Raw genomic sequence first — 14,726 nt, 5'->3', positions numbered from 1 at the left:
TTAGGAGACGCTATGTCCACGTTCGCGCAAATGATCGAAAACATCACGCCGCAGATCTACGAAAGCCTGAAAACGGCCGTGGAAATCGGCAAATGGTCCGATGGCCGCAAGCTCACCGCCGAGCAGAAGGAGCTGTCGCTGCAGGCGGTGATCGCCTGGGAGATGAAAAACCTGCCAGAAGACCAGCGTACCGGCTACATGGGGTCCCAGGAGTGCGCATCGAAGTCTGCGCCGATCCCTAACATTCTGTTCAAGTCGGACTCGGTACATTGATCGAACTCGCTCGTGGCTCTTTGAGCAAGATGGCGGTAAGCCTGGAAGCACCCGTGGTGCAGTACAGTTTTCGCCTGGATGACACGCAGGTGCCGGTCAACCCGCTGATCGGCCAGACCCTGCGCCTGCAATACCTCGGCGCCATTCACTGCAGCCATTGCGGCAAACGCACCAAGACCAGCTTCAGCCAGGGTTACTGCTACCCGTGCATGACCAAGCTGGCCCAGTGCGACATGTGCATCATGGCGCCGGAACGCTGCCACTACGACGCCGGCACCTGCCGCGAGCCGTCCTGGGGCGAGCAGTTCTGCATGACCGACCACGTGGTCTACCTGGCCAACTCGTCCGGGGTCAAGGTTGGCATCACCCGCGCTACGCAGTTGCCCACCCGCTGGCTTGACCAGGGTGCGAGCCAGGCGTTGCCGATCATGCGCGTGGCGACCCGCCAGCAATCGGGCCTGGTCGAAGACGTATTGCGCAGCCAGGTGCCGGACCGCACCAATTGGCGCGCGCTGCTCAAGGGCGAAGCCGAGGTGCTCGACCTGGTGGCCATTCGCGAGCAGATCTTCGATGCCTGCGCCGATGGCCTGCGCGATCTGCAGGCGCGCTTCGGCCTGCAGGCGATCCAGCCGCTGCCCGATGCCGAAGTGGTGCAGATGAAATACCCGGTCCAGGCCTACCCGAAAAAGATCGTCAGCTTCAACCTCGACAAGGACCCGGTGGTGGAAGGCACGCTGCTGGGCATCAAGGGGCAGTACCTGATCTTCGACACCGGCGTGATCAATATTCGCAAGTACACGGCCTACCAGTTGGCCGTGCTCCAGTAAAAAGGACCTGCACATGCGTACCGAACAACCGCAAGTGATCTACCTCAAGGACTACCAGGCGCCCGAGTACCTGATCGACGAGACGCACCTGACCTTCGAGCTGTTCGAGGACCACACGCTGGTCCATGCGCAACTGGTCATGCGCCGCAATCCGGCACGCGGTGCCGGCCTGCCGCCACTGGTGCTCGACGGCCAGCAGCTCGAGCTGCTGCGCGCCTCGCTGGACGATCAGCAACTGCAGGCGAGCGACTACCAGCTCGAAGCCGACAGCCTCACGCTGCACCCCAAGGCCGAGCGTTTCACCCTCGACACCAGCGTGAAGATCCACCCCGAGAGCAACACAGCGCTGGAAGGCCTGTACAAGTCCGGCAAGATGTTCTGCACCCAGTGCGAGGCCGAGGGTTTCCGCAAGATCACTTACTACCTCGACCGCCCGGACGTGATGAGCACCTTCACCACCACGGTGATCGCCGAGCAGCATCGCTACCCGGTGCTGCTGTCCAACGGCAACCCGATCGGCAGCGGGCCGGCTGAAGATGGCCGCCATTGGGCGACCTGGGAAGACCCGTTCATGAAACCGGCCTACCTGTTCGCGCTGGTGGCCGGTGACCTGTGGTGCGTCGAGGACACGTTCGTGCGCCAGTCCGGCCGCGACGTGACCCTGCGCATCTATGTCGAGCCCGAGAACATCGACAAGTGCGACCACGCCATGGTCAGCCTGAAGAAGTCCATGCGCTGGGACGAGGAAGTCTATGGCCGTGAGTACGACCTGGACATCTTCATGATCGTCGCGGTCAACGACTTCAACATGGGCGCCATGGAAAACAAGGGCCTGAACATCTTCAACTCCACCTGCGTGCTGGCCCGCGCCGAAACCGCCACCGATGCTGCCCACCAGCGTGTCGAAGGCGTGGTCGCCCACGAGTATTTCCACAACTGGTCGGGCAACCGCGTGACCTGCCGCGACTGGTTCCAGCTGTCGCTCAAGGAAGGTTTCACGGTGTTCCGCGACGCCGAATTCAGCGCCGACATGAACTCGCGCACGGTCAAGCGCATCGAGGACGTCGCCTACCTGCGAACCCACCAGTTCGCCGAAGATGCAGGGCCCATGGCCCACCCGGTGCGCCCGGACAGTTTCATCGAGATTTCCAACTTCTACACCCTGACCGTGTACGAGAAGGGCGCCGAAGTGGTGCGCATGGTCCGTACCCTGCTGGGCGCCGAGGGTTTCCGCAAGGGCAGCGACCTGTACTTCGAACGCCATGATGGCCAGGCGGTGACCACCGATGACTTCATCAAGGCCATGGAAGACGCCAACGGCGTCGACCTCACCCAGTTCAAGCGCTGGTACAGCCAGGCCGGCACGCCGCGCCTGGATGTCAGCGAGGTCTACGACGCCACAGCTCAAACCTACAGCCTGACCTTCCGCCAGAGCTGCCCGCAGACGCCGGACAAGGCCGAGAAACTGCCGTTCGTGATCCCGGTGGAGCTGGGCCTGCTGGATGCCGAGGGCAACGACCTGCCACTGCGCCTGGCCGGTGAGGCCGCCGCTGTTGGTACTGGCCGCGTACTGTCGGTGACCGAGGCCGAGCAGACGTTCACTTTCGAAGGTATCCAGGCCAAGCCGCTGCCATCGCTGCTGCGCGGCTTCAGTGCGCCGGTGAAGCTGAGCTTCCCGTACGACCGTGACCAGCTGATGTTCCTGATGCAGCACGACAGCGATGGCTTCAACCGCTGGGAAGCGGGTCAGCAACTGTCGGTACAGGTACTGCAGGAGTTGATCGGCCAGCATCAGCGTGGTGAAGCACTGAAACTCGATCAGCGCTTGATCACTGCCCTGGGCACTGTTCTGGCCAACGAGTCGCTGGACGCCGCGATGGTTGCCGAGATGCTGTCGCTGCCGGGCGAAGCCTACCTGACCGAGATCAGCCAGGTGGCTGATGTCGACGCCATCCACACGGCACGCGAATTCGCCCGCCGGCAGATCGCCGAGCAGTTGTTCGATGGCCTGTGGGCGCGCTATCAGGCGCACCGCGAGGTTTCGCGCAACACCGCCTACGTCGCCGCAGCCGAGCACTTCGCCCGTCGCAGCCTGCAGAACATTGCTCTGTCGTACCTGATGCTCAGCGGTAAACCGCAGGTGCTGGCAGCGACCCTTGAGCAATTCGACAACTGCGACAACATGACTGAACGGCTGACGGCGCTGGCCGTGCTGGTCAATTCGCCGTTCGAGGCCGAGCGTGCCAAGGCCCTGGAAACGTTCGCCGAGCACTTCAAGGACAACCCGCTGGTCATGGATCAGTGGTTTAGTGTGCAGGCAGCCAGTGCCTTGCCGGGCGGGCTGGCGCGGGTCAAGGCGCTGATGCAGCACCCGGCGTTCACCCTGAAAAACCCGAACAAGGTGCGTGCGCTGGTCGGTGCGTTTGCCGGACAGAACCTGGTCAACTTCCATGCGGCCGATGGCTCGGGTTATCGCTTCCTGGCGGACCTTGTGATCGAACTGAATGCGCTGAACCCGCAGATCGCTTCGCGTCAACTGGCACCGCTGACCCGCTGGCGCAAGTATGACGACGCGCGCCAGGCGCTGATGAAGGGCGAGCTGGAGCGGATTCTCGCTTCCGGGGCGCTGTCCAGCGATGTGTATGAAGTGGTGAGCAAAAGCCTGGCATAAATGCCTGGGATCTCCCACAGGTACTGCACATGGCTTCAGGGCGGTGCAGTACCTGTGGCCGGCTTGCCGGCGATTGGGCTGTGCAACAGCCCCTCGTTTCTGGTTAACAAAACATAACGTCCCGCTCGTTGTATTCCCGCAAACATCCCCGCTACGATGGCCCGAAGCTATTGCAGGCCTCTACCACAAGGTTTTCGCAGTACCTGCAAGGCACAGACCCACCAAGAACAACAAACAGGGGACGGTCATGAGGGAGCGGGTAATGACGCAGGCCAGGCGCGGTGCCTGGCCGTTGGCGGCCGGCGCAATGCTGGCGCTGGCACTGGGGATGTGGGCGGGCAGCACGCAAGCCGCCGCTGCCCAGGAGTATTCCACCGAATCGGCAAAGGCCAGCCAGAGCCTGCTGATCGATGCCGCTCATGCTGGCAAGCGCCTGGTGGTAGTGGGCGATCGCGGCCACATTCTGTTCTCCGATGACCAGGGCAAGACCTGGACCCAGGCCCGGGTGCCTACCCGGCAATTGCTCACCGCAGTGTTCTTCGTCGACGACAAGCGTGGCTGGGCAGTCGGGCACGATGCGCAGATCCTCGCCAGCAACAATGGCGGTGCAACCTGGAGCAAGCAGTTCGAAGACCTTGCCCGTGAAGCCCCGTTGCTCGATGTCACTTTCCTCGATGCCCAGCACGGCTTTGCCGTGGGCGCTTACGGCGCACTGCTGGAAACCCGCGATGGCGGCCAGCACTGGCAGGACGTCGCCGAGCGCCTGGACAACCCCGACCAGATGCACCTCAACGGTATTGCCCAGATCAGGGATGCCGGCCTGTTCATCGTCGGCGAGCAGGGCAGCATGTTTCGCTCCAGCGACAGCGGCCAGAGCTGGAGCAAGCTCGATGGCCCCTACGAGGGCTCGCTGTTCGGCGTGATCGGCACCGCCCAGCCGCAGACACTGCTGGCCTACGGCCTGCGCGGCAACCTGTTCCGCTCTACGGACTTTGGTGATAGCTGGCAGCCGATCGAACTCAAGGCCGCGCGCGGCAACCTCGAATTCGGCCTGGCAAGCGCTACGCTTCTGGATGATGGCAGCCTGATACTGGTCGGCAATGGCGGCAGCGTGCTGCGCAGCATTGATGACGGGCAGAGCTTCACTGTCTACAACCGCGCCGACCGCATTGCCCTGGCCGGTGTCAGTGGCCTGGCCAATGGCGGCTTGCTGCTGGTAGGGCAGGGCGGTTTACATCTGGCCACCGGCGAAGGTGCCGACCAGGCAGCCGAGGAGCCTCGCCCATGACCAGCCGAGAGAGCATCATGCAGCCCCACCACCAAGACAAACCCACGCTGCTGGAACGGCTGATCTTCAACAACCGCCCGGTGGTCATCGCCCTGTGCGTGCTGGTGAGCATCTTCCTGTTCTGGCAGGCCGCGCAGATTCGCCCCTCGACCAGTTTCGAGAAGATGATTCCGCTCGAGCATCCGTTCATCGAGCAGATGATGGAGCACCGCAACGACCTGGCCAACCTCGGCAACACCGTGCGCATTTCGGTCGAGGCGGTCAACGGCGACATCTTCGACAAGAATTACATGGAGACCCTGCGCCAGATCCATGATGAGGTGTTCTACATCCCCGGCGTCGACCGCGCGGGCCTCAAGTCGTTGTGGAGCCCCAGCGTGCGCTGGAGTGAAGTCACCGAGGAGGGGTTCTCCGGCGGCGAGGTAATCCCCAATACGTACAACGGTTCGCAAGACAGCCTCGACTCACTGCGCGACAACGTGCTCAAGTCCGGCCAGGTCGGGCGCCTGGTGGGCAACAACTTCAAGTCCAGCATCGTCGATGTACCCTTGCTGGAAAGCTACCCCGATCCGCAGGACCCCGGGAAGCAGGTCAAGCTGGACTACCAGCAGTTCTCGCACCTGCTCGAGGAGAAAATTCGCGACAAGTTCCAGGCGCAGAACCCCAATGTGAAGGTGCACATCGTCGGCTTCGCCAAAAAGGTCGGTGATCTGATCGACGGCCTGGTGATGGTGGCGATGTTCTTTGGGGTGGCGTTGGTCATCACCTGGGTCCTGCTCTACTGGTTCACCTGGTGCATCCGCAGCACCATCGCCGTGCTGATCACCACCCTGGTGGCAGTGGTCTGGCAATTGGGCCTGATGCATGTGGTGGGCTTTGGCCTGGACCCTTACTCGATGCTGGTGCCGTTCCTGATCTTTGCCATCGGCATTTCCCATGGGGTGCAGAAGATCAACGGCATCGCCCTGCAGTCCAGTGATGCCGAGAATGCCCTGACCGCTGCCCGGCGCACCTTCCGTCAGCTGTTCCTGCCCGGGATGATCGCGATTCTCGCCGATGCGGTGGGCTTCATTACCCTGCTGATCATCGACATCGGCGTGATCCGCGAGCTGGCCATCGGTGCGTCGATCGGTGTGGCGGTGATCGTCTTCACCAACCTGATCCTGCTGCCGGTAGCCATCTCCTACATCGGCATCAGCAAAAAGGCCATCGAGCGCAGCAAGAAGGACGCCACCCGGGAGCATCCGTTCTGGCGCCTGCTGTCGAACTTCGCCAGCGCCAAGGTGGCACCGGTGTCCATCGCCCTGGCCCTGGTCGCCTTCGCTGGTGGCCTGTGGTACAGCCAGAACCTGAAGATCGGCGACCTCGACCAGGGCGCGCCGGAGCTGCGCCCGGACTCGCGCTACAACCAGGACAACAACTTCATCATCAGCAACTACTCGACCAGCTCCGACGTGCTGGTGGTGATGGTCAAGACGCCGGCGGAGAGCTGCTCGATCCACTCGACCATGGCACCGATCGACGAGCTGATGTGGACCATGGAGAACACCCCCGGCGTGCAGTCGGCGATTTCCCTGGTGACGGTGTCCAAGCAGGTGATCAAGGGCATGAACGAGGGCAGCCTGAAATGGGAAACCCTGTCGCGCAACCCGGACATCCTCAACAACTCCATCGCCCGTGCCGACGGCCTGTACAACGCCGACTGCTCGCTGGCGCCGGTGCTGGTGTTCCTCAACGACCACAAGGCCGAAACCCTGGAACGTGTCACCAGCGCTGCCAAGGCGTTTGCCGAAAGCCATGACAAGGACGGCTTGCAGTTCCTGCTGGCGGCGGGCAACGCCGGGATCGAGGCTGCGACCAACGAGGTGATCAAGTCGGCCGAGCTGACCATCCTGATCCTGGTGTACATCTGCGTGGCGGTGATGTGCCTGATCACCTTCCGCTCCTTTGCTGCCACCCTGTGCATCGTGCTGCCGCTGGTGCTGACCTCGGTACTGGGCAATGCGCTGATGGCCTTCATGGGGATCGGCGTGAAGGTCGCCACCTTGCCGGTGGTGGCGTTGGGCGTGGGTATCGGCGTCGATTACGGCATCTACATCTACAGCCGCCTGGAGAGCTTCCTGCGTGCCGGCCTGCCGCTGCAGGAAGCTTATTACCAGACCCTGCGTTCGACCGGCAAGGCGGTACTGTTCACCGGCCTGTGCCTGGCCATCGGCGTGTGCACCTGGATCTTCTCGGCCATCAAGTTCCAGGCCGACATGGGCCTGATGCTGACCTTCATGCTGCTGTGGAACATGTTCGGTGCGCTGTGGCTGCTGCCGGCACTGGCGCGGTTCCTGATCAAGCCCGAGAAGATGGCAGGCAAGCAGGGCGGTTCGATCTTCGCCCATTGAATGGTGGAGGGCCGCTTTGCGGCCCAATCGCCGGTTTGTCGTGGCGACGAACTGCGGCGACTGGGCTGCAAAGCGGCGCGAAGGCTATACTGTCGCCTCTTTTTCAGCTGGTACCTTCATGTCTCCCCTCGCCACCGCCCTCGCATCCTGCGACATGCTACTGATCGATGGCCTGCACGCCTTCGACTTCAACCTTGATGAAACAGGCCTGACGGTCGAATGCATGGACGGCCGCCAACACCGGCGTTGGGCCTTCACTGCCGAACAGGTCGCCGCTGCCATCGGCGCCGGTGACGAGTGGCAACTGCACGATGCCCAGGGCGAGCATCGTCTAGTCTGTATGAGTGCCTTTCGCGCCCCGGATGAAGACGACGATGAACCCGACCTGGACGAGCCTGCTGGCCGCTAGCCTCATGAGCCTGACTTTGAATGCCCAGGCCGTCACGCTGCTGGTGGGCAGTTATACCGATGGTGCGAGCCAAGGTATCTACCGTTACCAGTTCGACAGCAAGACTGGCCTCATCGGCCCTGCGCCGCAGCAGGTGGTCAAGAGCGTCAGCCCTTCCTGGCTGGTGCTTTCGGCGGATCAGCGGCAACTGTTCGCGGTCAACGAGGCGCCAAAGGGCCACGCCAGCAGTTTCAGCGTGAGCAGCAAGGGTGAGATCAAGCCGCTGAACCAGGTTGCCACCCGTGGCGACGAACCGACGCATGCCAGCCTCAGCCGCGACCAGCGTTACTTGTTCGTTGCCAACTACGCCGTTGCTCCAGACCCGGGCGGCAGCCTGGTGGTGATACCGGTGGCCAAAGACGGCAAACTCAAGGATGTGGTGCAGCAGGCCGGACACGAGCCCAGTGGGGTGAACCCCGAGCGCCAGGCCGGTGCCCATGTGCATTCAGTGGTGCTGTCGCCGGACGGTAGTCACCTGTATGCCAGTGACCTGGGGGCCGACAGGGTATTCATCTACCGCTACGACGGCGCCAGCACCGACCGCCCGCTAAGCCCGGCCATCCCCGCATCGGTCGACCTGCCAGCTGGCAGTGGCCCGCGTCACCTGTTGTTCGATGCCAAGGGGCGGCATGCCTATCTGACGCTGGAAATGAGCGCCGAAGTGGTCATGTTCGATGTCGAGGATGCTGCCCTGCGCGAACGCCAGCGCCTGCCGCTGACCGAGCAGCAGGACGCGGCGGCCAAGGCGGCAGGCGGCCTGCACCTCTCGGCGGACGGGCGCTTTCTGTATGTGAGCAACCGCGGCACGGCCAATGAGATCGTTGCATTCAGTGTGGGCGAGGATGATGGGCAGCTGGCCTTCCTGCAGCGTCGATCGGTGGAAGGCGACCACCCGCGGGAGTTTGCCCTGGACCCGAGTGACAACTTCCTGTTGGTGGCCAACCAGAAGAGCAACCAGATCGTGGTCATGCGCCGCGATCCGCGTACGGGCAAGCTGGGTGAGACTGTGCAGACCCTGGCGCAGGACGCACCTTCGGATTTGAAGTTCATCGAGTGACTATCGATCAGGGGCGCGCCATCACTGCGTTGAACAGCTCAGACGCCAACCATCCCTCCAGCCAGCTGCGCACACGCGGATAGTCCGCCTTGGCGAACCACTGCGGCTCGACCCCGGCAAACTGGCGCATCAGGGGCAGCAGTGCGGCGTCGACCAGGCTTGGGTGGTGGGCCAGCAGGTAGGGCCGGCCCTCTAGCAGGTGTTCAAGCTCCGCCAGCCAGGCCTCGGCCTGCTGACGGTAATGTTCGCGTGTGTGCTCGGGGTATCGCTCGGCATATTTGTACAGGTTGACCTGCGCCTTGAATTCGCTGTCGTTGCGGGCAATAAGCCGGTCAGCCTGTCGTGCGGCTGCAGGGTCAGCCTGCAGCCGCCAGTCCTGCGGGTCATTGCGCTCGAGCGCCCAGCGCATGATGTCCAGGCTTTCCTCTAGCAGGCATTCGCCGGTGTCGAGCACCGGCACCGTCCCCTTGGGTGACAAAGCCAGCAACTCGGCCGGCTTGTTCTTCATTGCCACTTCGCGGATGTGTACCTCGCACCCGGCATAGCGCAGTGCCAGGCGCGCACGCATGGCCCATGGGCAACGGCGAAACGAGTAAAGGATCACCCGCATACCTCGACATCACTCAGGCCGTTACCCTGGCGCCGCACCTGGATCTGCACCGGAATGCGTTCGTGCATCTCTTGCACATGGGAGATCACCGCCACCTTGCGGCCCTGTGCCTGAAGGCCGTCGAGGGCGTCCATGGCCAATTGCAGCGACTCGGGGTCGAGGCTGCCGAACCCCTCGTCGATGAACAGCGACTCGATACGCAGGGTGCTCGACGCCATTGACGCCAGGCCCAGGGCCAGGGCCAGCGAGACCAGGAAGGTTTCACCGCCAGACAAGGAGTGCACCGAGCGCAGTTCGTCGCCCATCTCGGTGTCCAGCACCAGCAGCCCCAGGGCGCTGCCGCCACGTTTCAGGCGGTAGCGCCGCGCCAGTTGGCGCAACTGGGCGTTGGCATGGTGCAGCAGCAGGTCAAGGTTGTAGCCCTGGGCGATCTTGCGGAACACATCGCCGGAGGCCGAGCCGATCAGCGCATTCAGGCGTGCCCAGCGCTGCCACTGCTCGCGGGCCTGTTCGATTTCGGCGGCCAGGGCCTGGTGCGCCTGCTGGCGGCGTTGGTCATCGGCCTGTTGCGCGCGCAGTTCGGCGCACTGTTGTTCCTGAACGTTGAGGTGCTGCTGGAGCTCGGCCAGGGTCTGCTCCAGGTCGTCAGCGGGCAGCTCGCCCTGTGTCTGGGCGTTATGCTGCTCAAGCCGCTGTTCACGCTCCTGCAGCAGCACGCGAGCTTGTTCGATGGCTTTCTCTGCGTGCTGCAGCTGCTGGCGCAGGGCCCCAAGTTGCGCATCGTCGATGGCCAGCAGGCGATCGAGGCCACTGTCATCCAGCTCGGGGTGCTCGCTGCGCCACTGGGCGATCGCGCCCTGCAACTGCTGACACTCCTGCTCCAGTGCCTGCTGCCGCTGGGCGTTGGCATCAAGCTCGGCAGCCAGTTTCACGCCCTGGGTCCGCAGGTCCTGCAGGCGCTGCGCGGTGTCGGCATCGGCCGCACGGGCCTGCTCCAGTTGTGCCTCCAGGTGCTGTTGCCAGGCTTCTGCACTGGCATGTTGGCCTAGCAGTTCGGCGAGGTTGGCCTGCGCCTGCTGGCGCTGCTCGACAAGGCTGGCCAGTGTCTGCTGCAACTGCTGCTGCGCCTGCAGGCGTGTCTGCTGCTGGTCGCGTAGCTTGTCCAGCTGTACCTGGCGAGCTTGCTGTTCTTCCTGCTCGTCTTTGCGTTGCTCCAGCTGTTGCAAACGCTGGGCGATCTGCTGATCGAGGCCGAGGAAGGCATTGGCTGGGTCGTCGCTTAGGGCCTTCAGGACATCATCCGGCAGCACACTGGCCAGGTCATCCAGGCCTTGCTGCAACTGCTGTTCGTCGCTGGCCAGAGCCTGGTGTTGGTGGTCCAGGTGGCGCTGGGCCTGCTGTTGCGCTTCATGCGCCGCCTGCAATTGCTGGTTGAGGCGGGCAGCCTCTTTTTGCAAGGCGAGCAGGGCGCTCTGGCGTTTCTCGTCCTTGGCAATTTCATCGTCCAGGCGCTGCAGCTGGTTGGCCAGCCAGGCCGTGCGGGCTTTGTCGTCCTGGGGGGCGAGGGCAGGCCACAGGCTGTGAGCCTGCACCTGCGCAACCAATGGCTGCAATTGCTCGCTCAGTTGTACCTGTTGCTGCTGGTAGTCCTTGAGCTGGGCGTTGACCACGCCAAGCTGGGTGCGCAGTTCCACCAGCTTGCCATTGAGGGATTCGACCTGCTTCTGCGCCGCGTCCTCTTCGGCCTGGTCATGCCGGCCCAGGCTTTGCAGCAGCGCTTCAGGCTGGTGGAATGGGTGTTCGGCGCTGCCACACACCGGGCAGGGCTCGCCGTCGCGCAACTGGCCACGCAGCTCTTCGACGCTGGTGTTACGCGCCAGGCGCTGGCGCTCCAGCAGTTGGCGGGTGAGGGTGAGCGCCTGCTCGGCGGCCTCAAGCTCGGCCTTGGCTGCAGTCCCTTCGCCGATCAGTTGCTGGCGTTGTTGCATGGCCTGCTGCTGGCGCTCACGTATGGCCTCAAGTTGCTGGCGCAACTCCAGCTCGCGGCCATGCAGGCGCGACAGTGTTTCGACGGCACGCTGCTGTTTGCGATTGTCCTGGAGCATGCCGCCGAGCAGGTCGATCTGCTCGGCCAGCGCCTGTGGTTCGGCCTTGGCTTCGCGGAACAGCAGTTCGTAATGGTCGCGCTGCGCCTGCAACTGCACGTTGGCCTGGCTGGCCTGAGCCTGCAGGCCCGGCAGCTCTTCGCGGCCCTTGCTCAGCCGCCCGCCGATCAGCATCACTTGCTTGAGTTGGGGCAGGTAGGCCTGCCAGGCGTTTGCCAACCCGGCGAGGTGTTGGCTACCGGCCAGTGCCTCGTCGATCTGTGCCAGCTGTTGCAGGCTGCGTTGCTGATTTTCTTCCAGCTGCTGCAGTTGCTGCTGCCCTTCGGCGACGTGCTGGTCGGCCTGCTGGCTGGCCGTGCGTTGCGTTGTCAGCTCATTGTCCAGCCGTGCCAGGCTGTCCTGGCCGGCGAACGCCTGGCGCAGGCGCGGGGTGTTTTCGCTGTGCTGGGCCTGGCTGTCGGCGAGCGACTGGCGGGCCGCCAGCAGCGCCTGTTGCAGTTCGCCGGTGCGTGTCTGCAGCTCGCCTTGCTGCTGGTGTTGTGCTGCGATCTGCGCAGCCAAGGGCGCCAGTTGCGCGGTCAGTACTTGCTGGCGGTGGAACTGGTGGCGCTGCGGTGCCAGGCGCTCCAGGCGTTGCAGGTCGAGGCGTTGCTCGGCCAGGGCTTGCCAGCCTTGCTCGGCAGCCTGCAAGGCCGCGCTGGCTTCGCTGTGCTGGGCTTGCAGTTGGCGCTGTTCGTTGAGCCAGTTGCGCTGTTGCTCCAATTGGCGCTGCCGCGCCTGGTGGTTCTTGAATTGTTGCTGCGCCTGCTCCAGGCGCTCGTCGAGTTCGGCGCGGGCCTCTGCGACCATCGGTAGCAGGTGGCTGGCACGGTCTTTCAGTGCGTTGTGCGCTTCGCCGGTTTCCCGCGCCTTGGTGAAGGCGCGCTGGCCGAGGCGGGTGTAGATGGCGGTGTTGGTAAGCTTTTCCAGCAGCTCGCTGCGTTCTCTGTCGTCGGCCTTGAGGAAGGCACTGAACTCGCTTTGGGCCAGCATCACCGCGCGGGTGAACTGCTCGAAGTTCAGGCCCAGGCGGGCTTCGATCAGCTGCTTGTATTCGTTCTTGCCGCTGCCCAGCACCTGCTCGCTGTCAAGGTCGTAGAGGCTCTGGCGGCTGAGCTGCAGCTTGCCGTTGGCTTTGTCGCGGGCGCGGTTGGCCTCCCAGCGTGCGCGGTAGCGGTGGCCGTCGATGCCGATGAAATCGACCTCGGCAAAGCCGCTGCCGGTACCGCGGCGCAGCAGGTTGCGCGGGTCGGATGTGGGGATGTCGCCATCGGCGTCCGGCACCTTGGCTTCGCGGCCGATGGCGTTGAGCCGCGGCACGGTGCCGAACAGGGCCAGGCACAGGGCGTCGAGCAGGGTGCTCTTGCCGGCACCGGTCGGCCCGGTGATGGCGAACAGCCCGGCACTGGCCAGGGGTTCGGCGGTGAAGTCGATGTCGACCGGGCCGGCCAGGGATGCCAGGTTCTTCAGGCGGATGGCGAGAATCTTCATGGCTGTTCCTCTTCCAGCTGAACGTCCTGCAGCAACAGGGCGAAGTCGGCCAGGGCCTGCTCGTCGACGGGGTTGCCATAGGCCTGTTCCCAGGCGCGGCTGAACAGGTCCTGCGGGGTCATCTGCGACAGTTCGACGAACTCAAGATCGCTTTCTTCGTCGTTACCACGGCCAGCATATTCGGCGCCGATGCGGATCAGTCGCACCGCTTTGCCTTCCAATGCGCTTTCGATTTGCTGGCGCAGGTCGGGCTGCGGCTCGTCCAAGAGCACACGCACTTCGAGCCAGGGCTGGCGGTTGGGGTCTTCGAGCAGGTCGATCACCGGCAGCTCGGCCAGTTGCTCCAGCAGCTCGCCCAACGGCGCAGGGCCGATGCGCTGCAGGGCCACGGCGCGCGGCACCGGGCGCGCTTCGACGCTGACCAGTTCAGTGCCCTCGAGCTCGACTTCCAGCACCTGGTGCGGGTAATTGATTTCAGCGAACGACAATGGGATCGGCGAGCCGCTGTAGCGGATGCGGGTTTCGCGGTTGACCTTCTGCGGCTTGTGCAGGTGGCCCAGGGCAACGTAGCTGATGGCCTTGTCGAACAGTTTGGCCGGAAGGGCCTCGGCGTTACCGATGATCAGGCTGCGCTCGGAGTCTTCGGACACAGCACCGCCGGCCATGTGCGCGTGGCTGATGGCGACCAGCGCCTGGTCCTTCTTGCGTTTTTTCTGCGCGGCCGCGATCAGTTGCTGGTGCACCTGGTTGATGCCCTGCAGGTAGTCGTCGCCCAACTGCGGGCCGGTGACCTCGGCCGGGCGCAGGAAGGGCAGGGCCAGGCACCAGGCGGCCACCTTGCCGCGGCCGTTGGTCAGTGGGATCAGCAGGCGTTCGGCATCCAGCTGGCCTTCGTCGAGCCAGTGCACACGGCCCAGCGCGTGGGTGCGCAGGCGGCGCATGAGCGCGGCGGGCAGCTCGATGCGCGAGCCGGAGTCATGGTTGCCGGCGATCATCACGATATCCAGCTTCGGCTGTTGCTCGTGGGCCTGGACGATGAAGTCGTAAAGCCGCTCCTGGGCTTTGACCGGTGGGTTGACCGTGTCGAAGATATCACCGGCGATCAGCAGCGCGTCGGGCTGGCGCAAGCGCAGCTGGCCGAGTAGCCAGTCGAGGAAGCAGGCGTGTTCGAAGTCGCGTTCCTGGCCGTGCAGGCTTTGGCCCAGGTGCCAGTCGGAGGTGTGAAACAGACGCATGGATGACCTGTTGGATTGGGACATGAAGGCTTCGGCATCTGGCGTCATGACAGCGCCAAGGTAGCCCTCGAAGGAGGGCGGTATGGTAACTCAAGTGGCTTGGCGATTGTCTGAGCCGGGCAGTGTTCGATGCGTTGAAAGGGAGGGCAGTGCGCTACAGGGACATTCCATTATGCGAACGGGTCGACATAGTGGCCATTTGCTCGCTTGTTGCCGGCCATCGCCGATGATCTAATCTTCGCCCCGGCCGCGGCGCTTGCGATGCTGCTGGTGTGGGCTACCGGAACCA

Annotated in this window: 10 protein-coding genes; 7 read left to right on the top strand and 3 right to left on the bottom strand. The window is 63.8% G+C overall.

Annotation, left to right across the window (positions count from 1 at the left end; translation table 11 throughout):
• The first annotated feature begins 12 nt into the window (after nucleotides 1–12).
• From IWW33_RS03610 to IWW33_RS03580, 7 genes are all read left to right on the top strand, one after another.
• Nucleotides 13–273, top strand: coding sequence for a DUF1315 family protein (locus tag IWW33_RS03610; protein ID WP_174141806.1), 261 nt, complete (start codon nucleotides 13–15; stop codon nucleotides 271–273).
• On the top strand, nucleotides 270–1,100 hold the full coding sequence (locus IWW33_RS03605; RefSeq protein ID WP_115275650.1) for a DUF2797 domain-containing protein: 831 nt from the start codon (nucleotides 270–272) through the stop codon (nucleotides 1,098–1,100). Before IWW33_RS03610 ends, IWW33_RS03605 begins: the two co-directional genes overlap by 4 nt.
• 13 nt (nucleotides 1,101–1,113) lie before the next feature.
• Nucleotides 1,114–3,771, top strand: a complete 2,658-nt coding sequence (gene pepN, locus IWW33_RS03600; RefSeq protein WP_174141805.1) for an aminopeptidase N — start codon at nucleotides 1,114–1,116, stop codon at nucleotides 3,769–3,771.
• Nucleotides 3,772–4,018: 247 nt separating this feature from the next.
• Complete coding sequence (locus tag IWW33_RS03595) at nucleotides 4,019–5,059, top strand: YCF48-related protein (RefSeq protein WP_196914199.1); 1,041 nt, start codon at nucleotides 4,019–4,021, stop codon at nucleotides 5,057–5,059.
• A 17-nt stretch (nucleotides 5,060–5,076) separates the two neighbouring features.
• The gene (locus IWW33_RS03590; RefSeq protein ID WP_119689133.1) at nucleotides 5,077–7,452 is read left to right on the top strand and encodes an RND family transporter; all 2,376 of its coding nucleotides are present in this window, start codon (nucleotides 5,077–5,079) and stop codon (nucleotides 7,450–7,452) included.
• A 118-nt stretch (nucleotides 7,453–7,570) separates the two neighbouring features.
• Nucleotides 7,571–7,861, top strand: a complete 291-nt coding sequence (locus IWW33_RS03585; RefSeq protein WP_115275578.1) for a DUF5629 family protein — start codon at nucleotides 7,571–7,573, stop codon at nucleotides 7,859–7,861.
• Nucleotides 7,827–8,957, top strand: coding sequence for a lactonase family protein (locus IWW33_RS03580; RefSeq protein ID WP_174141803.1), 1,131 nt, complete (start codon nucleotides 7,827–7,829; stop codon nucleotides 8,955–8,957). The genes IWW33_RS03585 and IWW33_RS03580 overlap by 35 nt, the downstream gene beginning before the upstream one ends.
• A 7-nt stretch (nucleotides 8,958–8,964) precedes the next feature.
• Here IWW33_RS03580 and IWW33_RS03575 read toward each other — a convergent pair whose 3' ends face one another.
• From IWW33_RS03575 to IWW33_RS03565, 3 genes are read right to left on the bottom strand one after another with little or no spacing between them, the layout of a single operon-like run.
• Nucleotides 8,965–9,561: a glutathione S-transferase gene (locus IWW33_RS03575; protein WP_174141845.1), complete on the bottom strand. Its 597-nt coding sequence runs from the start codon at nucleotides 9,559–9,561 to the stop codon at nucleotides 8,965–8,967.
• Complete coding sequence (locus IWW33_RS03570) at nucleotides 9,558–13,202, bottom strand: AAA family ATPase (protein ID WP_174141802.1); 3,645 nt, start codon at nucleotides 13,200–13,202, stop codon at nucleotides 9,558–9,560. The genes IWW33_RS03575 and IWW33_RS03570 overlap by 4 nt, the downstream gene beginning before the upstream one ends.
• Nucleotides 13,199–14,437: an exonuclease SbcCD subunit D C-terminal domain-containing protein gene (locus IWW33_RS03565; RefSeq protein ID WP_115275439.1), complete on the bottom strand. Its 1,239-nt coding sequence runs from the start codon at nucleotides 14,435–14,437 to the stop codon at nucleotides 13,199–13,201. Before IWW33_RS03565 ends, IWW33_RS03570 begins: the two co-directional genes overlap by 4 nt.
• Between the last annotated feature and the right edge of the window lie 289 nt (nucleotides 14,438–14,726).

This window comes from Pseudomonas sp. M2 (assembly GCF_015751845.1).
Lineage (GTDB): Bacteria > Pseudomonadota > Gammaproteobacteria > Pseudomonadales > Pseudomonadaceae > Aquipseudomonas > Aquipseudomonas putida_E.
The sequence above is the reverse complement of the archived record's forward strand: the minus strand, read 5'-3'. Positions and strand labels throughout refer to the sequence as shown.

Coding starts and splice junctions, on each gene's coding strand:
- IWW33_RS03580 (WP_174141803.1), top strand. CDS start 7,827: ATGAACCCGACCTGGACGAGCCTGCTGGCCGCTAGCCTCATGAGCCTG.
- IWW33_RS03590 (WP_119689133.1), top strand. CDS start 5,077: ATGCAGCCCCACCACCAAGACAAACCCACGCTGCTGGAACGGCTGATC.
- IWW33_RS03565 (WP_115275439.1), bottom strand. CDS start 14,437: ATGCGTCTGTTTCACACCTCCGACTGGCACCTGGGCCAAAGCCTGCAC.
- pepN (WP_174141805.1), top strand. CDS start 1,114: ATGCGTACCGAACAACCGCAAGTGATCTACCTCAAGGACTACCAGGCG.
- IWW33_RS03570 (WP_174141802.1), bottom strand. CDS start 13,202: ATGAAGATTCTCGCCATCCGCCTGAAGAACCTGGCATCCCTGGCCGGC.
- IWW33_RS03595 (WP_196914199.1), top strand. CDS start 4,019: ATGAGGGAGCGGGTAATGACGCAGGCCAGGCGCGGTGCCTGGCCGTTG.
- IWW33_RS03585 (WP_115275578.1), top strand. CDS start 7,571: ATGTCTCCCCTCGCCACCGCCCTCGCATCCTGCGACATGCTACTGATC.
- IWW33_RS03610 (WP_174141806.1), top strand. CDS start 13: ATGTCCACGTTCGCGCAAATGATCGAAAACATCACGCCGCAGATCTAC.